Below are 25,683 nucleotides of genomic sequence, written 5' to 3' on the forward strand. Positions count from 1 at the left end.
ATGTCGTGACAATAGCGAAGGGGTCACACCTGTTCCCATCCCGAACACAGAAGTTAAGCCCTTCAGCGCTGATGGTACTTGGCGGGAAGCTGCCTGGGAGAGTAGGTCGTTGCGACATAGAAAAAACTTCTACAACAACATGTAGAAGTTTTTTTAGTTTTTGTCTTGCGCTAAAAGGGCTTAAATAAAATTGTGGCATATATTTTCCACATGACGAATAATGATTATTACAATAAATAGTAAGATATACATATTATTACCTTAAAAATAGGTATGAAATTACAAGGAATTTACTTAAATTCCTTTCCTAATAATGATATAATAAAAAGTAGTACTGCAAAGGAGGGGGATGGTAAAATGACTTTTCGTGAATTGTTTCAGTTAGGTAGTTCGTTTGAAGCATTCTTGGATATGGACCAAGATATCAATAGAGAAAAGACATTAGAAATATATAAAAACATCGTTGTAGAGGATACGCTGGAGGATAGGATTAAGAAAATAGAGAATCCAATACATGTTTTAGCCTTTGCAGAAATATGGTGTCCTGATTGCATGATCAATGTGCCAGCTTTACAAAAAATGCAGGATATAAATCCTAAGCTTAAGATTAGTATACTACCAAGAGAAGAAAATGAAATGCATATGCAGAGCTATAAGGTTGGAGGAAAAGTAAAGATACCAACTTTTGTGATACTAGATGATGCATTTCAAGAGAAAGGCGTTTTTATAGAAACACCAAAAATACTTAAGGATATCGTAGGAAAAGGAAATCAGGTAGAGGTCATTGTAGCCAAAAGAAAATATAGAAAAGGTGAATATATTAATAGTACAATCGAAGAAATAATAGAGATTATTAATAGAAAGTAGGTGTTTACCTACTACAGACCGTTGAAAAACCATCATAATTTTCTTTATTGTTGGGCAAACTCTGTACCTTTGTGAATTTCATCTTTAATATAGTACTAAGTCTCTCACTTATGAATGAAGTGAGAGACTTAGTACTATATCTTGGAAAGCTAAGGTTATTGGTATAAAGTGCCTATGTCTAAAAAAATGATGAGAAATGTAAAATCCTGTGTTATAATGTAGTTGACAATGATTGAGGGGGGCATGATGGTGAATTTTAAAAAAGAAAAGTTTATTCCTATAGTAATAATAGGTATTCTTGTTATTGCATTGTTGTTAAGCCACAATACCAAAGAAATAGATATGGTTACTGAAAAGATTTTAGCTCATTCTAATGCTTGGGTGGACTATGATCTATCTGAAGTACAATTACATCAAGGAGACAACTTTATTCAGCCAGAAGTAAGTTGGGAGCCTTATAAGGTCACTGAAAAAGTAAAAGGTATTTTTATGACGGGACATAGTGTAGGATTAACAGAGAGATTTAATCGGACTATTGATTTAACCAAGCAATCTGTTGTTAACGCTTGGGTAATTGATGTAAAGGATGATTATGGCACCATGACCTATAGGTCATCAGTTCCCATGGTAAAAGAAGTGGGAGCAGATAGTAGTGTTAAAGTCAGAGATTTCCATTTGATTATGGAGGCTTTAAGAGAAAATGATATATATCCAATTGCTCGAATTGTATCCTTCAAGGATAAACAAGCCGCCACTGCTAGACCAGATCTAGCTATAAAGAGTAATACTGGGGCAGTGTGGAGAGATAGAAAAGGGGATGCTTGGTTAAACCCTTATAATAGAGAAACTTGGGATTATCTTGTTGATATAGCTAGGGAAGCAGCAGAAAAAGGTTTTAAAGACATTCAATTTGACTATGTAAGGTTTCCTACTGATGGGAACAGGGCCATCATTGATTATGGTGAAGCGGGGAAAAAAGAAACAATGGCAGAAGCTATTGCAGCATTTCTAGAATATGCTAGAGAAGAGCTAAAGGAACATGGGGTTATTATATCTGCCGATATCTTTGGGTTGGTGACAACAGTTTCAGATGATATGCGATTAGGTCAACACCTTGAAACCTTAGTGCCTGCTACTGATGTATTGCTGCCTATGGTTTATCCTTCTCATTACGCATTAGGAACCTATGGGGTAGCGATACCAGATAAGGACCCTTATACCATTGTTTACACCAGCATGAATACAGCTAGAGAAAGAGCTGAAGCGTTGGAGACGGATAGGCCAAAAGCAATTTTAAGACCATGGCTTCAGGATTTTACAGCTTCTTATTTAGGGGCAGGACTTTATAAGCGTTATGGAAAAGCAGAAATTGAAGCACAAATAAAAGCAACCTATGATGCAGGGCTAGAAGAATGGGTACTATGGAATGCAAGTAACCGTTATACATGGGAAGCTTTGATGGAAAACTAGTCAATAATAAAAAAGAAATGCTATTGTAAAGGACTGATTTACAATAGCATTTCTTTTGCAACTATTTATCACTGGATTTTATAAAAAGGCCTTGTTAAACACTATTGTTGATTTTAGCATTCTATTAATTCTTGGGATTTGTCATCCTGAGGGAACCGAAGGATCTAAGACTCTTCGCTATGCTCAGAGTGACAATCACTCAGTATCTTGTCATGATTTTATTTATATAATATCAACATCATCTTTAACATAGCCTATAAAAAAATAAGTATAAAAATTGAAGATAAATAGAAATAATTCTCTTAAACAGACAAAATGAATCTAAAATCTCTGTAAAAAGGCCGCGGTATATTTTGACATGTCACCCATTGAATGGTACAATATTCAGTATACCAACTTACTACCAAACACTAAATGTTGTGCAAAGCATAAGGAAGGTAATGCATTATGAAGTTGAAAGGGCGGATGGTGATGACCAAGGTTGTTAAAAGAGATAACAGATTGGTAGAATTTGATATTTCTAAAATAATTAATGCTATAGAAAGAGCTATGGCAGAGACTAAGGCAGGGATCAATGAAGGGTTAAGTAGAGAGATAGCAAAGGAAATTGAAAGCAAGATAAAAGAAAATACTGGTCCTGTTCAGGTAGAGGAAATACAAGATATTGTAGAAACTATGCTAATGGCCAGCAATAGGAAAGATGCTGCTAAGAAGTATATTATTTATAGAAGTCAAAGAGATAGAACTAGAGAAGCTAGAAAAAAGGAAGAAGGTAAGCTGTTATCAGACGAATTTATTAGTAATTATAAACATAAACTTTCTCCCATGAAGCAATTGGGTAACTTTGTGTATTATAGAACCTATTCAAGATGGCTTTCTGAAGAGGGTAGAAGAGAGTATTGGTGGGAAACTGTTAAAAGAGCAGTGGAATACAATTGTAGTCTTGTACCTACAACAAAGGAAGAAGCAGAAAAATTATTTGATAATGTCTATAATTTGAAGCAATTTTTGTCAGGGAGAACCTTTTGGGTTGGGAATACACCTGTAGCAAGAAATTATCCCATGGCTAATTATAACTGTGCTTTTTTAGTAATTGATAGTATTGATTCTTTTAAGGATTTGTTTTACCTATTAATGGTGGGAGCAGGCGTTGGGGTAAGAGTTTTAAAAAAGGACGTGGAAGGATTAGCAAAAATCAGATTGGATTATGATATGATTCATAAGGATTATCATCCAGTACCTGTACATATGAGAGAAGACAATACCAGTTTAGAGTTTGTCCATAAAAATACTGTTAAGATAACTGTTGGAGATAGTAAGGAAGGTTGGACCCAGTCCTTAGACTTTTTCTTTAAACTGTTATCCAGTCATGAGTATAGAAATGTAAAGACAATCATTATAAACTACGATCATGTAAGACCTAAGGGAGAGAAACTAAAAACCTTTGGAGGAACTGCCAGTGGTCATGAAAGCTTAAAAAATATGTTTTATAAAATTAATAAGGTAATTAAAAACAATAAAAAAATTAATGGATGCAATAGAGGAAAGCTAAGACCCATTGATTGTTTAGATATAGCCAATATTATTGGAGAAAATGTTGTAGTAGGAGGAGTAAGACGCACTGCTGAAATGGTATTAATTGATCCTAATGATCAAGAGTCAATAGAAGCAAAAGCTAATTTGTATAAACAAATTGATGGACAATGGCTTGTAGATAAAAATATAATACATAGACAGATGAGTAATAACTCAATTTATTATGAAAATAAACCCTCTAGAGAAGAACTGAGTTGGCTAATGAAAAAAATGAGATATTCTGGAGAACCAGGATGGGTCAACGCAGAGGCAGCTACTAAGAGAAGACCTAATATGCATGGAGTTAATCCCTGTGGAGAGATTCTCCTGGATTCTAGGGGACTTTGTAATTTAACTACGGTCAATGTATATGCATTTGTAAAGGCGGACGGAACATTGGATAAAGAAGGTTTACTGGAGGCGCAAAGGTTATCTGCAAGAGCCAGCTATAGAATGACATGTGTAGAACTTGAGCTTCCTAAATGGGATGCAGTGCAACAAAGAGATAAATTACTTGGATGCTCCTTAACAGGATGGCAGGATATGATCAATGCTACTGGGATATCTAAGAAGGAAGCTATTGACTTATTAAAGGAACTGAGGAAAACTGCCAATGAAGAGGCAAAGCGTTATGCAGAAGCTATTGGTGAAAATCCACCATTGCTGGTTACTACTGTAAAACCGGAGGGAACATTAAGTCAGTTGCCTATTGTATCCAGTGGAGTACATTATTCCCATGCCCCTTATTATATTAGAAGAATAAGGGTGAGTGCTGATGATCCTTTAGTTAAGGTTTGTGAAGAGTTAGACTACCCTGTTTACCCAGAAGTAGGACAGGATTGGGATACCTGCTTCACCAAGGTAGTAGAATTTCCTGTAAAGGCACCTGAGGGAAAAACCAAATATGATGTTTCTGCCATAGAACAATTAGAAAATTATAAAATGTTTATGGAGCATTATGTGGATCATAACTGTTCTATTACTGTTCATGTAAGAGATGATGAGTGGGAGAAGGTAGAAGAATGGGTATGGGATCATTGGGAGGATACGGTAGCATTAACCTTCTTGTCTCTAGAAGATAACTTTTATAAGCTACTACCCTATGAGGCTATTAACGAAATAGAGTATACAAAAAGGGTGAAAGAAATGAAGGAATTCATTCCTTCGTTGATAAGTAAGTATGAACAAACTGAAGTTGCGCTAGAGATAACGGAGGATGGATGTGAAACAGGGGTCTGCCCTATTAGATAAGGGCAATAATCTATAAAGAGAGAGTTAATTATTATAGGGGCTGTAGTTCTTTAACTTAAACATGAAGAACTACAGCCCCTCCTTTACAGAGAAATGCTGCCTACATGTAGGGAATATACAACAGCCTAATCCACCTTGGGCTTTGATAATTTCGCTAAAATCAATATAGATCGGTGTGTAATCATAGTCTTTTAGTAAGGAGACTAAAGATTTATTACTACATATGATTTTCCCATTACCGAGATTCACAATATTAGCAGCCAGTGAATCAGCATCTTCTTTTTCTATTTTTATTATATTAGTAAAATGTCTTTTGATAACTTCAACATTAAAGATATAGTCAGTAATAATACAACTTTTTTCATCTAAAACATTAAAAACACAGTCAAGATGTATTTTTGATGTATCAAAAATTACTTTAACCATCTCTAGATAAATATGATTTTTATCAAGAACCTGGACTATTTCGTTAACGGCCGCCTCTGTGCTTCTGCCACCTACCCCTATAAACAGCTTATCGTTATGAAGAATAACATCACCCCCCTCAACATTATGGGACATGATATGAATTTTTCCACCATAATTCTTAAGAAAATCAATTAATACTTTAACTTCATCTTTACGTATAGGATCTTTTAGATTTGAAATAAAGAAGATATCCTTTATAACAAAACCCAGGTCTCTAGTATAAAGCTGCGAAGGACTACTCATTAGATTTAAAAAATTCACTTTAATATCTTCGTTGATCAACACATTAACAAATGTATTGTATTGATCAATAACTAAATTTCTATTTATTGTTCCTCTATACTTATTGTTGATATCTACTACATCGAAAAAGCTTGGATAGACTACAAGGCCACCAAGTATTCTATCATATTCATTAATCACGAATCCTTTCACATGCAACACTTCCTTATAATTAATAGGTGCTTTAAAATATCTGTTTACATAGTTTCTCCCAAAAAAATCAATAATAGTAGTAAATGTTGAAAAATAGTAAAAAGATGAGTGAGTAAAGGAGATGATGGCAGTGGATAGAAAAATGGCGCCTCTTGAGTTAAGAGATCATATCAGAGGCTTTCTCAAAGAACATAAAAGTGCAGCTTTAGCTACCTGCAAAGATGATATACCTAGATGTAGTCCAGTACAGTATTTTTTAGGAGAAGAGATGGATATATATATACTGTCAGCTGGTGGAGAAAAATTCAAAGCTATAGAGTCAAATTCAAATGTTTGCCTGTTAGTGAATACAGAATATATCAATTATAAAAGAATTAAAGGAATACAGGTTTTTGGTAAAGCTACAATCTGTGCACAGGATAAAAAGATTTTTGAAGAAGCCATGAAATATAATCCTGACAATGAGATGGGTCAGGTGAAGGGGGATCATCTAAAGGCTATAAAGATTGTCCCGACAGAGGTTGTGTACTTAGATTCCTTAGAGGATGGGGATAGAACAAAACAGATTTTAAGACATGAAGAAGTAGAAATACAGCCAGAGGAAATGTCATTACTACACTAAAAAAAAGACTGTCTTTTAAATGATTAACTAAACCATTTAAAAGACAGTCTCCTTATTTATTACTGCTACTGATACCATTGAATAATGCCGCAGGCCAAACGCTTACCAGCATTGCCAGCTGGTTGGCTGCGATAATCATTTGGATTTTCATGAATGATAATGGATTTACCAATAACATCTGCTGGTGTAAACCTATTGGTAAAAAAACACATTCTAGAATAACCATTATTTGAAAATAAAACTGGAAAATCTCCTGCATGATTACCATGCGGTTGATTATCAGGATCCCAGTGCCCACCTGCTGCTTGAAAAGGATCCTCTGGGTTATTAACTTCACAGGTACCATATTCATGGATGTGGAAGCCATGGGGTCCTATAGGATTTTCATCATTTGTGGCTGGACGATAGGGGGGAAGGCCATGAACCTCCGTACAAACCTCTGTGCCTCCTGGTACTTCTCTAAACCAAACAGTACCATACATCTGTGGTCTAAGAGGTCCTCCTTTTACGTAGGCCACTGCCATGGATGAATAATTGGGGGAGGGATAGTAATAATACCTCTGATTATACATATACATTAACTCCTTTAGATAAAATGAGATTTAATACATAGTATGTTAAAAATAAAGGGAATGCTATAGCTCCCTTTATAAAACAGATAAAAAAGTATCATTTCAAGGAGATTTTTTTAAAAAACAGTTATAATTATTTAGAAACTTTGGAATAATTTACATTAATGAAATATTTAAAAAAATTAGAGAAATAAAAAAGGAGTTTTCAAAAGAATATAGAATATTGTAATAAATCTAATAATATCTGATATCATACGAGGGGGAGAATAAATGAAAATATATGAAGCTGACAAAATAAGAAATATAGCACTATTAGGACATGGTGGATGCGGAAAAACTACTTTAACAGAAGCAGCTTTATACACAGGAAAAGTCGTTAACAGGATTGGAAAAGTGGAAGACGGGAATACGATTTCAGATTTTGATAAAGAGGAAATAGCCAGAAAGATATCCATTAATACTTCTGTTGTTCCTATGGAATGGGAACAGCATAAGATTAATTTCATAGATACACCAGGTTATTTCGATTTTATTGGAGAAGTACAGAGTTCTATTAAAGTAGCAGGAGGATTAATTATATTAGTAGATGCCACCAGCGGTATAGAAGTAGGTACAGAAAAGGCATGGGACTATGCAGAAGACAAAAAGAAACCAACCTTTATGTTTATCAATAAAATGGATAGGGAAAATGCTGATTTTGATAAGGTGTTGAACCAATTAAGAGAAAAGTTTGGTAAAAAAATAGCACCATTCCAAATTCCTCTAGGAGAAAAAGAGAATTTTATCGGCAATATTAACGTTGTAAAAATGATAGCCAAGGAATATGATGGCAAGAACTGTATAGAAAAAGCAATACCAGAGGATAAAATGAGTGAAGTTTTAGAGATACGAGAAATGTTAATGGAATCAGTAGCAGAGAGTGACGAAGCATTATTGGAGAAGTATTTTGCAGGCGAAGAATTTACACAGGAAGAGATTCAAGAAGGACTAAGAAAGGGTATTCTTAGTGGAGACATTGTACCAGTTCTTTGCGGTGCTACTATTAAAAACATAGGACTACACAGCTTACTAAATATGATTAATGACTATTCACCTTCTCCTATGGATATGCCTCCAAAAGAAGGAAAGCATCCTCATAAAGGAGACGTGGTTGAAAGAACTCTTGAGTCGAATCAACCATTTTCAGCACAAGTATTTAAAACAATTGTTGACCCATATATTGGGAAAATTTCTATATTCAAAGTGATTTCTGGCACCTTAAAGGCAGACATGGAGGTTTTAAATGCTAATAAGGATGCAAAAGAGAAGATAAGTAACTTATTCCTATTAAGAGGAAAGAACCAAATAGAAATAAATGAGGTAAAGGCAGGAGACATAGCTGCTGCTGCAAAACTACAACATACGGTTACAGGAGACACCCTATGCAGCATCAATGACCCAGTACTATATAGCGGCATTGAGTTTGCATTGCCACAGCTATATCTAGCGGTAGAGCCAAAGGCCAGGGGAGACGAAGAAAAAATTAGCTCTGGACTCCAGCGCTTAGCAGAAGAGGATCCGTCCTTTAGTTTTGAAAGAAATGCAGAAACCAAGCAAACGCTTATTAGAGGGCAGGGAGAACTACACATTAGAGTAATTACCAGTAAGCTTAAAAATAAGTTTGGAGTAGAGGTAGAGCTAAGTGATGCCATTGTTCCTTATAGAGAAACCATCAAAGGTAAATCAGACGTACAAGGTAAACATAAAAAGCAATCCGGCGGTCATGGGCAATATGGTGATGTGAAGATAAGATTTGAACCATCTCAAGAAGAATTTGAATTTGCTGAAGAAATCTTCGGTGGATCTGTGCCAAAGTCCTATATACCAGCAGTAGAAAAGGGTTTAAGAGAATGTTTAGAGAAAGGGTCGTTAGCTGGCTACCCTGTGGTAAATCTAAAAGCTACCCTATATGATGGTTCCTATCATGATGTGGATTCCTCAGAGATGGCCTTTAAGATAGCCGCATCCTTAGCCTTCAAAAAAGGAATGGAAGCCGCTAAACCAGTGTTATTAGAACCAATTGTGAAGGCAGAGGTTTTAGTGCCAGAAGAGTACATGGGAGACATCATGGGGGACTTAAACAAGCGAAGAGGGAGAATTCTAGGAATGGAGCCTCAGCCTAAAGGGATGCAGCTGGTAGTAGCAGAAGTGCCTCAGTCAGAAATGTTTAAGTATGCTAACGACTTACGTTCCTTGACACAAGCAAGAGGAAGCTTCACCATGGAATTTGTACGATATGAAGAAGCACCACAAATGATTAGTGAAAAAGTAGTGGAAGCTGCTAACGCAGCTAAAGAATAGATTTCCTTTTAAAGCATATGCATAGCATATGCTTTTTTTTGGTTTTTTGTTTAAATTTATTATTATTGTGGAATTATTGTAATAGATGATTATTGACAACAGCTTAAGTATTTTATAAAATATAACAAAGAAGGTCAAAGAAGGTCAAAGGGGTGATGCTGTGGCTAGAATAAGTGATATCATAGAAAAATTTATCAAACAACTGATAAAGGAAAATGAAAATAGAACCATAGAAATTCAGAGAAATGAGCTGGCAAAATATTTTGATTGTTCTCCATCCCAGATTAATTATGTTTTAATGACTCGGTTTGATTATGCTCAAGGCTATTATATTGAAAGTCAAAGGGGTGGAGGAGGGTACATTAGAATAACTGAACTAGTCTTTGATAAAGATCAAACCCTTTATCATATAATTACTAGAGAAATAGGAAACAGTATAACAAAAAATCAAGCCAGTAGATTAATAGCGGCTCTTTTGGATAGAAATATGATTTCATTAAGAGAATCAAAAATTATGCAAGCTGCTATTGAAGATGCAGCAATTATATCTCCATTAAACTTTAAAGATCAAATAAGAGCAAATATTTTAAAACATATGTTAGCTGCATTAGTCAAATAGGAGGGAGATTATGTTTTGTGAAGAATGTAATGAAAAAAAAGCAACAATCCATATGACAAAGATTATACAGGGTAAGAAAGAAGAGATTCATTTATGTGAAGATTGTGCAAAAGTAAAAGATACAGCAAACTTTGAAAACTCATTTTCTATACACAATTTTTTAGCAGGGCTTTTGGATGTGAACACTGACCATCAATTTTCCACCCAGTATAGTGAGACTTATCAATGTCCTCAGTGCAACACTACCTATGATAGATTTAGACAAAAAGGAAGACTAGGCTGTAATCAATGCTATGAAAGCTTTAAAGAACGGCTAGGACCTCTTGTAAGGAAAATCCATGGCAATATAAGACATACGGGAAAAGCTCCAAAAAGAACCGGTGGAATCATTCGTTTAAAAAGAGAAGTACATCAGCTAAAGCAACAATTAATAGAAGCTGTTCATCAGCAGGCTTTTGAAAAAGCTGCGGAGTTAAGAGACCAGATCAATGAGCTTGAAAATCGTATTGAGGAAATGTAGGAGGGATAAAAATGGCAGGATGGTTAAAGGAAACGGGACCTCAATCGGACATTGTTATAAGCAGCAGGGTAAGAATTGCTAGAAATATTGAAGGAATTCCATTTCCTCATGGTTTAAGCGAAGCTTTAGCTAAGGAGGTAACAGAAAAGGTTCATAAGGGCATCTTAGCGGGAAATACATCATTTAATGAAGATTTTCAATTAATTTCCATGAGGGAAACAGATGAAGTGGATAGATTAAACTATGTGGAGAAACATCTTATTAGCCCTGATCTAGCTAAAAACATAGCAACGGGAAACATGCTAGTAAACCAAGAGGAAACTATTAGTATTATGATTAATGAAGAGGATCACATAAGAATCCAATGCTTATTGCCAGGGTTACAATTGCAAGAGGGCTGGGATATTGCAGATAAAATAGATGACCTATTGGAGGAAAAAGTAACCTATGCATTTGATGAGGAGTTAGGTTATCTTACTGCTTGTCCTACAAATTTAGGAACGGGGATAAGGTCTTCTGTCATGCTGCATTTACCAGCTTTAAGCTTGACGGGTTTTATTCAAGCAGTGCTAAGGGCGGCAGGACAAATTGGCTTAGCTGTAAGGGGGATTTATGGAGAAGGCACTGAGTTTATTGGAAATCTGTATCAAATCTCTAACCAAGTAACGTTAGGTATAACGGAAAAAGAGATTATAGGCAATCTTCACGATGTTACAATGCAAATTGTGGAAAAAGAAAGAGGGGCTAGAAAAAATTTAGTGGATGCTAAAAAAATTGAACTGGAGGATAGAGTTTTTAGATCCTTTGGAATACTTAAGAATGCTAGGAAAATTGCTGCTAATGAAGCAATGCAGTTAATTTCTGATGTAAAACTCGGAGTTAATCTAGGATTAATACAAGAAGCTCCTTTAGAAAAAGTAAATAGCCTTATTACGATGATACAACCTGGCTATTTGCAAAAATATTATGAGAGACCTTTAAATATAGCTGAAAGAGATATTAAGAGGGCAGAATTAATAAGAAGTATATTATAAATTAGGAGGGATGTTTCCATGGGAATGCATGGTAAATTCACTGAAAGAGCACAACAGGCTGTGATTTTGTCTCAACAATATGCCCAGCAATTTGGACATAGCTATGTGGGGACAGAACATCTATTGTTAGGTTTATTGCAAGAGGGGGAAGGGATTGGAGCAAAGGCATTAAAAAATCTAGGAGTAGAAATTTCAAAACTACAGGAAAGTATAGTAGCGATTGTTGGCAAAGGTCAACAACAGCAGCTTATGGGTTTCACACCAAGAACAAAAAAAATATTTGAGCTGAGTTTTGAGGAAGCAAGGAATCTTGGCCATAGCTATATCGGTACAGAGCATTTATTGCTGGGTTTAATAAGGGAAAATGAAGGAATTGCTGCTAAAATCTTAGTAGAAATGGGAGTAAGCTTAGAAAAGGCAAAAGAAGAAGTGTTGAAGCTATTGAACAGTAAGGGGACACCAAATAACAACATGCATGGCAGTAAAAAAACAGGTACTGATACCCCTACTTTAAATAAATATAGCAGAGATTTAAATCAAATGGCAAAAGAAGAAAAAATTGATCCAGTGATAGGACGGAGCAAAGAAATACAAAGAGTGATACAGATATTAAGCAGAAGAACAAAAAATAATCCATGCTTAGTTGGAGAGCCTGGAGTAGGGAAAACAGCTATAGCTGAGGGATTGGCTCAACAAATCGTTGAAGGAAATGTACCGGAGGTTTTAAGAGATAAGAGAATAATAACACTAGATTTATCTGCTATGCTGGCAGGTGCTAAATACAGGGGAGAATTTGAAGACCGTTTAAAAAAAGCAATGGAGGAAATACGTCAGGCAGGAGATATCATCCTGTTTATTGATGAAATCCATACTATGATAGGGGCAGGAGCTGCTGAGGGTGCAATAGATGCCTCTAATATTTTAAAACCAGTTCTAGCCCGGGGCGAACTACAAACTATAGGCGCTACCACTTTAGATGAGTATAGAAAGCATATTGAGAAAGATGCTGCTCTGGAGAGAAGATTCCAGCCAATAACCATAGACGAACCTTCTACTGAAGATACAATCAAAATACTAGAAGGATTAAGAGATAAATATGAAGCCCATCATACAGTGAAAATAACAGATGAAGCTATAAAAGCTGCTGTAGAATTGTCCCATAGATATATTACCGATAGATTTTTACCAGATAAAGCGATAGATTTAATCGATGAGGCAGCATCAAAAATCAGGCTAAAGGTGGTAACTGCACCCCCTGATTTAAAGGATTTAGAAGAGGAAATAGAAAAATTAGCCAAGGAAAAAGAAGAAGCCATCAGTTTGCAGGATTTTGAAAGGGCGGCACAAATAAGGGATAAAGAAAATGCAGTGAAGGAAGCGTTAGATGAGAGGAAGCATACTTGGAGGAGTAAAAGCCAAACAGATAAAGCAACAGTAGATACAGAAGAAATTGCAGAGATTGTATCTGATTGGACGGGGGTTCCAGTTACTAAGCTACAACAGGAAGAATCCCAAAAGCTTCTAAATATGGAAGATATTCTTCATGAAAGGGTCATTGGACAGGAAGAGGCTGTAAAGGCCGTATCTAGAGCTATAAGAAGAGCAAGGGTGGGATTGAAGGATCCTAAAAAACCTATCGGTTCCTTTATCTTTCTAGGACCTACAGGCGTAGGAAAAACAGAGTTATCTAGAGCGCTGGCGGAGGCTATGTTTGGGGACGAAAATTCAATGATTCGCATAGATATGTCGGAGTATATGGAAAAGCACACGGTGTCGCGATTAATTGGATCTCCACCAGGTTATGTGGGGTATGAAGAAGGTGGCCAGTTGACAGAAAAAGTGAGAAGAAAGCCATATTCAGTGGTCCTTTTTGATGAAGTTGAAAAGGCGCACCCTGATGTCTTTAACATCCTATTACAGATATTAGAGGATGGTCGTCTAACGGATGCAAAGGGAAAAACAGTAGATTTCAAAAATACCATTATTATCATGACCTCTAATGTAGGGGCACATACCATAAAGAAACAAAAGTCTCTGGGATTTGCAGTGGATGAGGGAGATAGAGCTAAAAATGAATATGAGAAGATGAAAGAAAATGTAATGGATGAACTAAGAAGAAGCTTTAGACCAGAGTTTTTAAATAGAATTGATGATATCATCGTTTTCCATAGCTTAGACAAAGAAAACATCACAAAAATAGTAGATTTAATGGTGACTGATCTGAAGAAGCGCTTAGAAAAGCTAGATATTAAGGTGGAAATAACCGATAATGCTAAGGAGCATATTAGTGATAAAGGGTATGATCCTCAATTTGGAGCGAGACCATTAAAAAGAGCTATACAAAAACTGATTGAGGATAAAATCTCAGAAGAATTATTAAAGGGTACAGTTGTTGCTGGAAGCCAAGTAGAAATTGACTTTCAAAATGAAGAACTAAGGGTGAATAAACTGCCCTAATGGAAACCATTGATTGAAATAGGAAGGGTAACCTTCCTATTTGTGTTTGTAAAGGAGGGCTCTATAGTAGTATACTTAAACTAAAGATGCATAATTAATAAGAATGGGTAGGTGAGGATATGGGGAAAACAAAAAGTAAATTTATATGCCAGCAGTGTGGATATGAAAGCGCAAAATGGATGGGAAGGTGTCCCGGATGTGAGCAGTGGAATACAATGGAAGAAGAATTGGCTTTAGAGAAAAAGGACTTCAAAAGATCTCCCACCATTGCCAGCAGTACAAAGCCCCAATTAATAAAATCCATTAAACTAGGTTCCTATGAAAGATATGACACAGAAATAAAGGAATTAAATCGTGTGCTGGGGGGAGGATTGGTAAAAGGATCCTTGACTTTGATTTCTGGTGAGCCAGGAATAGGAAAATCTACATTAATTCTCCAGGCCAGTAGCAGGATTGCAGAAAAATATGGTACTGTCCTATATGTTTCTGGGGAAGAATCTGAGGAACAAATTAGTATGAGGGGAGAAAGGTTAAATGCTTTAGCAGACACATTATATATTGTTTCGGAAACCAATATTGATGTTATTGAAAAGTATATAAGTGATTTGAAACCAGCATTTGTATTAATAGATTCTGTGCAGACCCTCTTCAAGCAAGAATTAACCTCTGCTCCTGGAAGTGTTTCTCAAATCAAAGAATGTGTAAACAATTTAATGAGGATAGGCAAATCTAACAATATTCCTATGTTTCTTGTGGCTCATGTAACAAAGCAGGGGGAATTGGCGGGTCCAAGAGTTTTAGAGCATATGGTGGATACAGTGCTGCATTTTGAGGGAGAAAGGACACAAGAATTCAGGATATTGAGGGCTTTAAAAAATAGATTTGGTACTACTAGCGAAATAGGGGTTTTTGAAATGGCGCAGGAAGGTTTAATAGAGGTTAGCAATCCCTCTGCTATTTTTTTAGAGTCCCTTAACTCTGAAGCGGAAGGCTCCATTGTAATAGCAACAGTAGAAGGCACTAGGCCCCTTTTAGTAGAAATACAAGCATTAGTCACCCCCACTAATGCAGGATTTCCTAGGAGGACAGCTGTTGGTATAGACATGAATAGGTTAAATCTAATTATTGCTGTACTAGAAAAGAAAATAGGTTTACCCTTGATGAATCAAGATATCTATATAAATGTAGTAGGGGGATTAAAGCTGGAAGGAACTTCAGCAGACCTAGGGGTAGCTATGGCAATCTACTCTAGCACAAGAGGGATAGCATTGCCTTCGAAAAATATGATGGCCATTGGTGAAATTAGTTTGACAGGAGATTTAAGGCCCGTAAGCTATACGGAAAAAATGATAAAGGAAGCAGAAAAAATGGGTTTTCAAACCTGCATCATTCCTGAAAGAAATAAAGGAAAGTTAGAAACTTTAGCAGGGTTAAATATAAATGGAGTAAAAACCTTAAGAGAGGCATTTGATTTAATCGTAGAATAATAATTTCTCTGCATTAAGTTTTCTTTCCCTCTTTTTATTTCAACAAGACTGATTAATTTGTAGATTTGTTGGAAAAATAATCATAATATAATTATCTCCATATTTTCTATAGATTGTTATAATTTATTAGAAGTAATACTATGCTCTAATGATAAAGCTTTAATGAAAGGAGGGCGATTCCATAGTGAAGGAAGAACTATCGAAAGAAGAAGAATTAATAGAAATTTTAAAAATAGTAGCTCCGGGTACTCCCTTGAGAGAAGGGTTAGAAAACTTATTAAAGGCAAAGACGGGTGCATTAATTGTGATATCAGATGATGAGGATATGTTAGATATTATTGATGGCGGGTTTCATATAAATATGGATTTTTCTCCAGCCTACATATACGAGCTAGGAAAAATGGATGGTGCTATCATCCTAAGTCATGATGCAAAAAAAATATTATATGCCAATGCACAGCTGATTCCAGACTCTTCTATCCCATCCAGTGAAACTGGGATTAGACATCGTATTGCGGAGAGGGTGGCTAAAGAAACGGGAGAAATTGTCATTGCTATTTCCCAGAGAAGAAATATTATTACTTTGTATAAAGGCTATCATAAATATGTTATACAGGATACAGCTAAAATCCTTACGAAAGCCAATCAGGCTGTACAAACCTTAGAAAAGTATAAAACTTCATTAGATAGAGCCATAACCAGTTTGAGTGCTTTAGAATTTGAAGATTTAGTAACGGTGTATGATGTGGCGCTAGTTCTACAAAGGACAGAAATGGTGATGAAGATTGCCTATGAAATTGAAAAATACATTTATGAACTGGGAAACGAAGGTAGACTAGTAAGTATGCAATTGGAGGAATTGATGGATAATGTAAAGGAAGATGGAAAGCATGTGATTTATGATTATAACGCTAACTTTGAAGGTGACTATGAGACGATTCAAAAGTCTATAAAATCCTTATCCTCAGAAGAACTTTTAAACTTAACAAATATAGCAAGGATTTTAGGCTATAGTAATAATGTAAATGCATTAGATTTAGCGGTATCACCGAAGGGATATAGAATACTGACTAAAATACCGAGATTACCCACTACTGTTGTAGATAATCTAGTAAAACAGTTTAATAATTTCCAAAAAACACTAAAAGCATCAATAGAAAAACTTGATGAAGTAGAAGGTATTGGAGAAGTAAGAGCAAGAGCTATAAAAGAAGGATTAAGAAGGCTGCAAGAACAAGTACTGTTAGATAGGCATATTTAACAAAAAATAATAAAGAAAGCCATAAAGTATCTATTGATAATAAATATTTTATGGCTTTCTTTATTAATGAAGTAGTTTATAACTATAATAAGCCATATTTGCCTAAAGTTTTCAGGTGATTATCATGATAGCTTTTCACCAATTCTTCTATATCCATATCAAAAACATTACAAAGAGCGGTTATATAAAAAATGTTGGTAGAAATCTCTTGATGAATTTTTTCTTTACAGGTGGGACATAAAGCACCTTCTACATGGGTAGACATATATTCCTTCATTTCAGAAAAGGTAATATTAGAAGGCGTTTCTTGTTTTTTTATATTCAACTGTATACACCCACAGACGGTGGCAGATTTAGCTACTGCACGATTGATCCGAGCACTGCTCTCTTGTAACTTCGTTAATATATCCAAAATACTTTTATGCCTTACTAAGACATCATCCACTTTATGCTGAAACTCTTCTAAGGAAAAATTTTTCATAAATACAACTCCTTGTTTTTTTATTGAAGATAAATGAAACTTATTTTATATAAGGATAAAAAGATTAAAAATCAATTAAACACAAAATCAAAAGCATGATGATATTGACAATTTGGTAACATACATTAATTATACTTTCATCCTATAGTATTTGTCAATTACAGGAGAAAAGAAAAAAACTATAAAACCACTATAAAAAAATTCATTGACAACCCATAAGAGCTGTGATAAAATGTTATTTTTAATTGACAATCCAGCTTTTTTAGTGTATACTGTTGTATATTAGAAATATACTAAAAACAGGCGTTTTTTTGGGGGGAAAAATATGTTTAATATAGGCGATAAAATTTCCTATCCAGTACATGGTGCCGGCATTATCGAAGCTATTGAGGAGAAAGAAATCCTAGGAAAATCAAGAAAATATTATATTATGCGAATACCTTTAAATAATATGAAGGTAATGATACCTTTAGATAATGTAGAGGATATTGGCGTACGTCCTGTAATAGGATTAAAAGAGGTAGAAGAAGTTATAGCAGTACTATCAGCAGATGTAACAAAAATGTCACAAAACTGGAATAGAAGATATAGAGCAAATATGGATAGAATTAAAAGTGGAGATATCTATGAAGTAGCTGAGGTAGTTAGAAATCTGACTCTGAGAGATCGTGAGAAAGCATTATCTACTGGAGAAAGAAAAATACTAAACAACGCAAGACAAATATTACTAAGTGAGATCATTCTTGCGACGGACGTTACTGAAGAAGAAGCAGTAGATTTAATTGAAAAGAAGATAAAATAAATCCCTTGCCCTCGTCAAGAGGTTTTATTTTTGTTGATTTTTTAGATATATTTTCCTATTATTGCTGCATATTACTAGGTTCTTGCTTTTCTTTTAATTTACCTTCTGATACAATAGATATGAAACTATTAGGAGAAAAATTTGAATCTTTATTTAGAAGTTTTGAGTTTTTATATAAATAAATATTAAAAGCAAAAAAAGTGGGAATAATGAAGGAATAGGAGGTGAAGGAATGCTTAATAAAATTGTAAGAGGCATTTTAAGCGTTTTAGGTGCATTATCAGGATTGTTGATCTATATTTATGTGACTAACAATATTCTTACCGTAACGAAAGATAATTTTATGGCGTATGTAATTGGAATTATAATATCTTCATTGATTGGTGGAGGGGTTTTATTTCTTTTATCCCCATGGTTAATTAATAAAGGAAGAGATATTGCTAATTGGATAGAAAGTGAACTAGCTAACGTCCCTATCACCAATATAGCCCTAGGCTCCATTGGACTCATTATAGGTTTAATTATTGCCTATCTTATTAGTCAACTAACCAATAATATACCTATTCCTTTTGTAGGAACAATAGTTTCCACTGTGGTATACATCTTTATGGCATATTTAGGTGTGACAATAGCAACAAAAAAAATAGAAGAACTGCCTAATCTGCAAGCTGTTTTCAAGAAAAATATGATGAGAGAAAAAGGCGGGAAAAAAGAATCAAAAAACTCTCCTAAGATTTTGGATACAAGCGTCATCATTGATGGAAGAATTGCAGACATATGTAAAACAGGATTTATTGAAGGCCCATTGGTTATACCTGAGTTTGTTTTAGAAGAGCTTCGACACATTGCAGATTCTTCTATAACGATTAAAAGGAACAGAGGAAGAAGAGGTTTGGATATTCTAAATAAGATTCAAAAAGAATTGGATATTGAAGTGAAGATTGATAGCAATTCTTTTGAAGAGGGCTTAGAAGTAGATACAAAGCTATTAAAACTAGCTCAATTATTAGAAGGAAAAGTAGTAACTAATGACTACAACTTAAATAAGGTAGCAGAATTTCAAGGGGTTCCTGTACTAAATATTAATGAATTAGCTAATGCTGTAAAACCAGTAGTTCTACCAGGGGAAGAAATGTTTGTACAGGTGATTAAAGATGGTAAAGAATCTGGCCAGGGCTTAGCTTATCTAGACGATGGTACTATGATTGTTGTTGAAAGTGGTAAAAAGTATATTGGGCAGAATATAGATGTGCTGGTTACAAGTGTACTACAAACTGCTGCCGGTAGAATGATTTTCGCAAAGCCTAAGACACTGGCAGATAAATCTGCTTAAAACATAGTGAACAAAATTCTGACCCAGCAACCACTGCGTATAAAGAGATACGTGAGGATGCTGGGTTTTTAAAATGGGAGAAATAGAAGTGTTTTAATCCTTTAATATAAAGCTTTAGATAATAAAGTAGAAAGAAGGGGACAGAATTGAGAAGAGATGATAAAAATGTTTCAGCTATCATTGTGGCTGCTGGCAAAGGGAAACGGATGGGAGAAGGGTTTAATAAACAGTATATCCCCTTAAAAGAGAAACCTATTGTAGCTCATACTCTACAGATTTTTGAAAATAGCCAGTACATAGATGAGATTATCCTGGTAGTAGGGAAAGAAGAAGTTTCTTTTGCAAAAACAGAAATAATAGAGAAATATAAATTTACAAAAGTGGTTAAAGTAATAGAGGGGGGAAAGGAAAGACAGGACTCCGTATATAACGGATTATTGGAGGTAAACAAGCGATGTCAAATAGTGCTGATCCATGATGGTGCTAGACCGTTTGTCAAAGAGAAAATAATTAAGAACAGTATAGATATGGCAGAAAAAATAGGGGCTGCTGTTGCAGCAATGCCAGTAAAGGATACTATTAAAATGGTAGGGGATGAGCTTGAAGTAGTAAATACCCCTGAAAGAAAATATCTATGGGCAGTGCAGACACCTCAAACCTTTCAATATAAATTACTGAAAACTGCCTACGAGAAACTAAGAACAGAAAAGGTTATAGTAACAGATGATGCTATGGCAGTAGAAAGGCTGGGACATACAGTGAAAATCATAGAAGGTAGCTATGAAAACATTAAGATTACAACTCCCGAGGACTTAATCATAGCAAAAGCAATACTTGCAAAGGAGGAAGGCAACAATGCGGATAGGATTAGGGTATGATGTACATAGGCTAGTGGAAGATAGAAAGCTAATTATAGGAGGCGTAGATATTCCTTTTGAGAAGGGGTTGATGGGACACTCTGATGCAGATGTATTGTTGCATGCAATAAAGGATGCGTTGTTAGGTGCTGGAGCTTTGGGAGATATTGGGAAGCATTTTCCCGATACAGATGAACAGTATAAAGGCGCCAATAGCTTAGAGCTTTTGGAAGAAGTGGCAAGTTTCTTGCTAAAAAAAGGCTATATTATTAACAATGTAGATGCTGTTATCATTGCAGAAAAGCCTAAAATGGCACCATATGTTCAATCTATGAGAGAAAACATAGCAGCAGCATTAAATGTATCCATTCATCAGATAAATGTAAAAGCTACTACAACTGAAGGACTGGGCTTCACAGGAAGTGGAGAAGGTATTGCTGCTCAAGCTATTGCCAGTATTGTTGTAAGGTAAATATTTTAATAAAAAATAGTCAAAGTAGTTGACATAAATTCCAATATACTATATTCTATAAAAAAAGAAAAAAATATGCAATGATGGGGAATAGTAGGAAGACGTAGCTTTTAAGAGAGAAAACCCTAGGCTGAGAGGTTTTTAAGTCGAGTTTTTCAAACCCACCCTGGAGCTGTTAACTGAAATCAGTAGGTTATACCGGTGGACGCCGTTAAGTCATAAAGTGAGCCATACAGGTTAACTAGAGTGGTACCGCGGAAAAATAAACTTCCGTCTCTAAATATTAGGAGACGGGAGTTTTTGTTTTTATAAAAAGAACATAATAAATAAAAGATAAGACAAGAAAGGAGAATGAAACATGAGTAAGAAAGAAAAACAATTTGTAGAAGAAATCACACCGATGGAAGTGGATTTCCCCCAATGGTATACAGATGTAATTACTAAAACTGATTTGGTGGACTATTCACCGGTAAAGGGATTTATGGTAATAAAGCCTTATGGTTACGCTATTTGGGAAAATATACAACAGTACATGGATGGACGTTTTAAAGAAACAGGACATAAGAACTGTTATTTTCCTCTATTAATTCCAGAAAGCTTATTAAAAAAGGAAGCTGAACATGTAGAGGGGTTTGCTCCAGAGGTAGCCTGGGTTACCCATGGCGGTCAGGAGGAATTGGCAGAAAGACTGTGCATTCGTCCAACGTCAGAAACCATTATTTGTGAAATGTATTCCAAATGGTTAAAATCCTATAGAGACCTACCATTTTTATATAATCAATGGTGCAGTGTGGTGCGATGGGAAAAAAGCACCAGACCGTTCCTAAGAACTTCTGAATTCTTGTGGCAGGAAGGACATACCTTGCACGAGACTTATGATGAAGCACAGGAAGAAACCATACAAATGCTAAATATCTACAAGGAAACGGCAGAAGAATTGTTGGCGATGCCAGTAGTGGTAGGAAGAAAAAGTGAAAAAGAAAAATTTGCTGGTGCTCATGCTACCTATACAATGGAAGCATTAATGCATGATGGCAAAGCGTTGCAAGCGGGTACATCTCATAATCTAGCTCAGCACTTCACAACTGCTTTTGATATTACCTTCTTAGACAGAGACGGTGAGTTAAAGCATCCTTATCATACCTCGTGGGGAGTATCTACCCGTCTGATTGGTGGAATCATCATGGTACATGGAGACAACAGAGGATTAGTATTCCCACCAGGGGTAGCGCCAGTACAGGTAGTGATTGTACCAATAGCAGCTCATAAAGGCGGTGTTATTGAAAAAGCTGATGAAATTTTTAGTCAGCTAAAGGAAAGCTTTAGGGTAGAGGTAGATGATAGAGAAAACTACTCTCCAGGCTGGAAGTTTAATGAATGGGAAATGAAGGGAGTACCTATACGTATTGAAATAGGTCCAAAGGACATAGAAAAGCAACAAGCGGTGCTGTTTAGAAGAGATACATTAGAAAAAGAAGTAGTACCATTAGAGGAAGTAAAGGAGAAGGTACAAGGTTTGCTGAAGGATATTCATAATAACCTGCTTCTAAAAGCGAAAAACATGCGAGATGAAAAGACCTATTATATTAAAAGCTTTGATGAAATGAAAGAAATTATGGAGAAAAGACCTGGCTTTGTAAAGGCTATGTGGTGTGAAGAAAGAGAATGTGAAGACAAAATAAAAGCAGAAACAGCGGCATCTGTAAGATGCATTCCTTTTGAGCAAGAAAACCTAGGAGATACCTGCCCCTTCTGCGGCAAGGAAGCCAAGGTGATGGCATACTTTGCAAAAGCATACTAAAGTATTAACAAACCCCTCTGAGAACTCAGAGGGGTTTAGACTTTTGAAAAACCTCCATCTTCTTCGTTACTTCAAAAACCCAGCACCTTTTCGTATTACGTATACGCTGCAGTCGCTGAGTTTTCTTGCGCCTCCAAGCTGAAGATTTTTGAACAGTCTGGAGGTTGTTGACTTTTTCAACAACCGCAACCCCTCTGAGAACTCAGAGGGGTTTGTATATTTCCTTCCATATAAGAAAAGATATAGAGATAGAAATTATTTGGAGGGTTAAAGAATGAAACGAAAATATTTTGCTTATATTACGATAATAACCATAGCATTATTAGCAACAGTGACCAGTTATGGTAGTCAGTTTGTAGTAGTTACTTTAGGCAATGACCTTAACCAACAGCAACGGCAGCAAATGCTTGATTTGTTTCAAGTAGAGGAGGGAGGGACCACGAAAATTCTTGTAGTAACCAATGAAGAAGAAAGAAATTATCTAGAAGGAATTGCTACAGAAAAAGAAATAGGAACAAGAGCTATCTCCAGTGCTTTTGTTGAACAATTTCAACAAGGAGAAGGAATGTCAGTAGAAACCTATAATCTGACATGGGTGACAGAGGAAATGATTATGAACGCATTGGTTACGGCAGAGGTAGTAGATGCAAAAGTAATAGCTGCAGCTCCCTTTGAGGTATCAGGTACAGCAGCGTTGACGGGAATATTAAAGGCATTTGAAGAGTTGACAGGTGAGGTTATTGGAGAAGAACAAAAGAGGATAGCAAATAAAGAGATGATTACAACTGGAGAGCTAGGAGAAGAAATAGGGAAGGACAGAGCTGCTGTCTTAATAAGGAAAATAAAACAGGTTGTAGTAGAAAGAAGGATACGAGAGCCCCAAGAGATTAGAAGAGTCGTCATAGAAATAGCAGGACAATTAGATATCCAATTAACAGAAAATCAGGTTGAGGATATTACTGGACTGATGCAACAAATAACAAAATTAAATTTAAATGTAGATGCTATACAACAGCAGCTGCAGGGAATAGAAGAAGAACTAAGAGAGATTTCTTTGGATATGGAAGAGACAAGGTCTTTGTTGGAAAGGATTATTGAAATGATAAGAGGATTGTTAGAGTCCATCTTGGGGATGTTTTCAAGATAATAAAACTAGCTTGATACGCTAAGGATTATGGTTTATAATAGGGTAATACAGATGTTAAAATAGGAGGGTTTACATGATGTCAGTAAGGGTAAGATTTGCACCAAGTCCTACTGGATTTGTTCATATAGGCAGTTTAAGAACAGCTCTATATAACTATTTGCTAGCTAAAAAGCATGGTGGAGAATATTTGCTAAGGATTGAGGATACTGATCAAAGTCGATTGGTGGAAGGTGCTATTGAAAATTTACTAAGTTCCATGGAATGGGTGGGTATTAACCACGATGAAGGCATTACCATGGTGGACGGAGAACTAATTGAAAAGGGAGATTATGGTCCTTATGTACAATCCCAAAGGCTAGATACCTACAAAGCTTATATAAAAAATCTTTTAGACAGTGGAGATGCTTATCATTGTTTTTGCTCTAAGGAAAGATTAGATGAGGTAAGAGAAAAGCAAAAATCCTTAGGTTTAACTGCTAAATACGACGGACATTGTAGAAGTTTAACAGAGGAAGAAGTTGAAAAGAGAGTAAAAGCAGGAGACACCTATGTTATTCGATTGAAGCTTCCAGAAAATAAAGATATTGTCTTTGATGATGCTGTTAGAGGCAAGGTGGTTGTGAACACAGAGGAAGTAGATGACCAGGTTTTGATAAAATCTGATGGTTATCCTACCTATCATTTTGCAGTAGTAGTCGATGACCATCTGATGAAAATCACCCATGTTATCCGAGGTGAGGAATGGTTACCTTCTACACCCAAGCATGTTTATCTTTATGAAGTGTTAGGCTGGCAGGCGCCACAATTTGTACATTTACCAAACATTCTAAATATAGAAAAGAAAAAATTAAGCAAACGGCACGGGGATGTGGCAGTAGAGGATTTTATGAAAAAAGGTTATTTGCCAGAGGCTTTAGTGAATTATGTAGCGTTAATAGGCTGGAGTCCGGAGGAAAATAAAGAAATATTCTCTATGAAGGAATTGCAGGAAAAGTTTTCTTTAAATAGAGTATCAAAAAGTGGCGGAGTGTTTGATGTAAACAAGTTAAATTGGATGAATAATCATTACATCAAAGAAAGTCCTACTGAGAGAATCACTGACTTAGCCATACCCTACTTAATAGAAGCAGGATATATTTCTACTACTGAAGCTGAGGAAAAATATAGCTGGTTAAAGGATATGATAGCAATAGTTCAGGAAAGTCTTGATTATGTAGGAGAGATTGTTGATAAGGTAGATATATTTTTTAAAGCAGAGGTAAAGCCTGAGGACGAAGAAACCCAAAACATATTAAAAGAGGAACATATATCCGAGCTTTTAGATGTGTTTTCTGAAAAAGTACAAGCCGCTGAAGCTATAGATCAGGCAGCTATTAAGAAAATATTCAAAGAAATCCAAAAGGAAAAGGGAATAAAGGGACCAAAGTTATTTAAACCAATTAGAGTGGCTTCTACTGGTAAAGCCCATGGTCCAGATTTACCATTAATTATTCAAGTGCTGGGTAAACAGAATTTGCTATCCCGCATAGACTATGTAAAGAAGAATTTTATATAGAAAAGACATTGAACAGGAGAAGTATATCTATACTGCTTTTCAGAGAAGAATCATCATTGGCTGAGAATGGTTCTAAAGCATAGGTAGATGGAAATGCACCTGTGAGTCATTGTTTGAAGGCTAGTAGAATAAATCGGGAGGTCCCGTTATAGACCTAAAGGGGAATGATTTTTTCATTCAACCAGAGTGGAACCGCGGAAAAACTTCGTCTCTGATTATTAATCAAGACGGAGTTTTTTAATGTTAATAAATATTAA

General features: G+C 35.6%; 21 protein-coding genes, 1 rRNA gene and 2 other annotated features. Of the genes, 19 read left to right on the forward strand and 3 right to left on the reverse strand.

Annotated elements, in window-relative coordinates:
- The first annotated feature begins 1 nt into the window (after nucleotide 1).
- The 4 genes from rrf (at nucleotide 2) to nrdJ (ending at nucleotide 5,163) form a co-directional block, all read left to right on the forward strand.
- Nucleotides 2–118 (forward strand): 5S ribosomal RNA (gene rrf, locus BMX10_RS15950).
- Between the two features lie 239 nt (nucleotides 119–357).
- On the forward strand, nucleotides 358–867 hold the full coding sequence (locus tag BMX10_RS15955) for a thioredoxin family protein (RefSeq protein ID WP_090446501.1): 510 nt from the start codon (nucleotides 358–360) through the stop codon (nucleotides 865–867).
- A gap of 249 nt (nucleotides 868–1,116) precedes the next feature.
- Complete coding sequence (locus BMX10_RS15960) at nucleotides 1,117–2,337, forward strand: putative glycoside hydrolase (RefSeq protein WP_244272746.1); 1,221 nt, start codon at nucleotides 1,117–1,119, stop codon at nucleotides 2,335–2,337.
- 447 nt (nucleotides 2,338–2,784) lie between these two features.
- A complete protein-coding gene (gene nrdJ, locus BMX10_RS15965; protein WP_244272747.1) occupies nucleotides 2,785–5,163 on the forward strand; it encodes a ribonucleoside-triphosphate reductase, adenosylcobalamin-dependent in 2,379 nt (792 codons plus the stop codon).
- Nucleotides 5,164–5,232: 69 nt separating this feature from the next.
- On the opposite strand, the gene BMX10_RS15970 is transcribed toward nrdJ, so the two are convergent.
- On the reverse strand, nucleotides 5,233–6,066 hold the full coding sequence (locus BMX10_RS15970) for a dimethylarginine dimethylaminohydrolase family protein (protein ID WP_170834860.1): 834 nt from the start codon (nucleotides 6,064–6,066) through the stop codon (nucleotides 5,233–5,235).
- Nucleotides 6,067–6,190: 124 nt separating this feature from the next.
- Here BMX10_RS15970 and BMX10_RS15975 point away from each other — a divergent pair, with 124 nt between their 5' ends.
- Complete coding sequence (locus BMX10_RS15975) at nucleotides 6,191–6,688, forward strand: pyridoxamine 5'-phosphate oxidase family protein (RefSeq protein WP_244272749.1); 498 nt, start codon at nucleotides 6,191–6,193, stop codon at nucleotides 6,686–6,688.
- 65 nt (nucleotides 6,689–6,753) lie between these two features.
- Here BMX10_RS15975 and BMX10_RS15980 read toward each other — a convergent pair whose 3' ends face one another.
- The gene (locus BMX10_RS15980; protein WP_244272748.1) at nucleotides 6,754–7,260 is read right to left on the reverse strand and encodes a superoxide dismutase family protein; all 507 of its coding nucleotides are present in this window, start codon (nucleotides 7,258–7,260) and stop codon (nucleotides 6,754–6,756) included.
- 270 nt (nucleotides 7,261–7,530) lie between these two features.
- Here BMX10_RS15980 and fusA point away from each other — a divergent pair, with 270 nt between their 5' ends.
- The 7 genes from fusA (at nucleotide 7,531) to disA (ending at nucleotide 16,978) form a co-directional block, all read left to right on the forward strand.
- Nucleotides 7,531–9,600: an elongation factor G gene (gene fusA, locus BMX10_RS15985; RefSeq protein WP_090446511.1), complete on the forward strand. Its 2,070-nt coding sequence runs from the start codon at nucleotides 7,531–7,533 to the stop codon at nucleotides 9,598–9,600.
- 160 nt (nucleotides 9,601–9,760) lie between these two features.
- The gene (locus tag BMX10_RS15990) at nucleotides 9,761–10,219 is read left to right on the forward strand and encodes a CtsR family transcriptional regulator (RefSeq protein WP_090446513.1); all 459 of its coding nucleotides are present in this window, start codon (nucleotides 9,761–9,763) and stop codon (nucleotides 10,217–10,219) included.
- A gap of 10 nt (nucleotides 10,220–10,229) precedes the next feature.
- Nucleotides 10,230–10,739, forward strand: a complete 510-nt coding sequence (locus BMX10_RS15995) for a UvrB/UvrC motif-containing protein (RefSeq protein ID WP_090446515.1) — start codon at nucleotides 10,230–10,232, stop codon at nucleotides 10,737–10,739.
- An 11-nt stretch (nucleotides 10,740–10,750) separates the two neighbouring features.
- A complete protein-coding gene (locus BMX10_RS16000; protein ID WP_090446517.1) occupies nucleotides 10,751–11,773 on the forward strand; it encodes a protein arginine kinase in 1,023 nt (340 codons plus the stop codon).
- A gap of 18 nt (nucleotides 11,774–11,791) precedes the next feature.
- Complete coding sequence (locus BMX10_RS16005) at nucleotides 11,792–14,230, forward strand: ATP-dependent Clp protease ATP-binding subunit (protein WP_330387958.1); 2,439 nt, start codon at nucleotides 11,792–11,794, stop codon at nucleotides 14,228–14,230.
- Nucleotides 14,231–14,349: 119 nt separating this feature from the next.
- A complete protein-coding gene (radA, locus tag BMX10_RS16010; protein WP_090446519.1) occupies nucleotides 14,350–15,717 on the forward strand; it encodes a DNA repair protein RadA in 1,368 nt (455 codons plus the stop codon).
- A 184-nt stretch (nucleotides 15,718–15,901) separates the two neighbouring features.
- Nucleotides 15,902–16,978, forward strand: a complete 1,077-nt coding sequence (gene disA / locus BMX10_RS16015; protein WP_090446521.1) for a DNA integrity scanning diadenylate cyclase DisA — start codon at nucleotides 15,902–15,904, stop codon at nucleotides 16,976–16,978.
- A gap of 82 nt (nucleotides 16,979–17,060) precedes the next feature.
- On the opposite strand, the gene BMX10_RS16020 is transcribed toward disA, so the two are convergent.
- Nucleotides 17,061–17,459: a DUF1573 domain-containing protein gene (locus tag BMX10_RS16020; RefSeq protein ID WP_090446523.1), complete on the reverse strand. Its 399-nt coding sequence runs from the start codon at nucleotides 17,457–17,459 to the stop codon at nucleotides 17,061–17,063.
- A gap of 325 nt (nucleotides 17,460–17,784) precedes the next feature.
- On the opposite strand from BMX10_RS16020, the gene BMX10_RS16025 reads away from it, so the two are divergent.
- The 7 genes from BMX10_RS16025 to gltX all read left to right on the forward strand — a co-directional run bounded on the left by BMX10_RS16025 (nucleotide 17,785) and on the right by gltX (nucleotide 25,426).
- The gene (locus BMX10_RS16025) at nucleotides 17,785–18,261 is read left to right on the forward strand and encodes a CarD family transcriptional regulator (protein WP_090446526.1); all 477 of its coding nucleotides are present in this window, start codon (nucleotides 17,785–17,787) and stop codon (nucleotides 18,259–18,261) included.
- A 232-nt stretch (nucleotides 18,262–18,493) separates the two neighbouring features.
- Nucleotides 18,494–19,594, forward strand: coding sequence for a PIN/TRAM domain-containing protein (locus BMX10_RS16030; protein WP_090446528.1), 1,101 nt, complete (start codon nucleotides 18,494–18,496; stop codon nucleotides 19,592–19,594).
- 146 nt (nucleotides 19,595–19,740) lie between these two features.
- On the forward strand, nucleotides 19,741–20,472 hold the full coding sequence (gene ispD / locus BMX10_RS16035; RefSeq protein ID WP_090446530.1) for a 2-C-methyl-D-erythritol 4-phosphate cytidylyltransferase: 732 nt from the start codon (nucleotides 19,741–19,743) through the stop codon (nucleotides 20,470–20,472).
- Nucleotides 20,450–20,923 (forward strand): 2-C-methyl-D-erythritol 2,4-cyclodiphosphate synthase, encoded by a 474-nt coding sequence (gene ispF / locus BMX10_RS16040; RefSeq protein ID WP_090446532.1) that lies wholly within the window; start codon nucleotides 20,450–20,452, stop codon nucleotides 20,921–20,923. Before ispD ends, ispF begins: the two co-directional genes overlap by 23 nt.
- Nucleotides 20,924–20,994: 71 nt before the next feature.
- Nucleotides 20,995–21,204, forward strand: a binding site (T-box leader).
- A 77-nt stretch (nucleotides 21,205–21,281) separates the two neighbouring features.
- Nucleotides 21,282–22,724, forward strand: coding sequence for a proline--tRNA ligase (gene proS, locus BMX10_RS16045; RefSeq protein WP_090446534.1), 1,443 nt, complete (start codon nucleotides 21,282–21,284; stop codon nucleotides 22,722–22,724).
- Nucleotides 22,725–22,998: 274 nt separating this feature from the next.
- Nucleotides 22,999–23,871, forward strand: a complete 873-nt coding sequence (locus BMX10_RS16050) for a DUF1002 domain-containing protein (protein ID WP_090446536.1) — start codon at nucleotides 22,999–23,001, stop codon at nucleotides 23,869–23,871.
- Nucleotides 23,872–23,947: 76 nt separating this feature from the next.
- Nucleotides 23,948–25,426: a glutamate--tRNA ligase gene (gltX, locus tag BMX10_RS16055; RefSeq protein WP_170834862.1), complete on the forward strand. Its 1,479-nt coding sequence runs from the start codon at nucleotides 23,948–23,950 to the stop codon at nucleotides 25,424–25,426.
- Nucleotides 25,426–25,642: a binding site (T-box leader), on the forward strand. (Overlaps the previous gene by 1 nt.)
- Nucleotides 25,643–25,683: the final 41 nt, after the last annotated feature.

The organism is Natronincola peptidivorans (assembly GCF_900111615.1).
In the GTDB taxonomy this organism is placed as follows: Bacteria; Bacillota; Clostridia; order Peptostreptococcales; family Natronincolaceae; genus Natronincola_A; species Natronincola_A peptidivorans.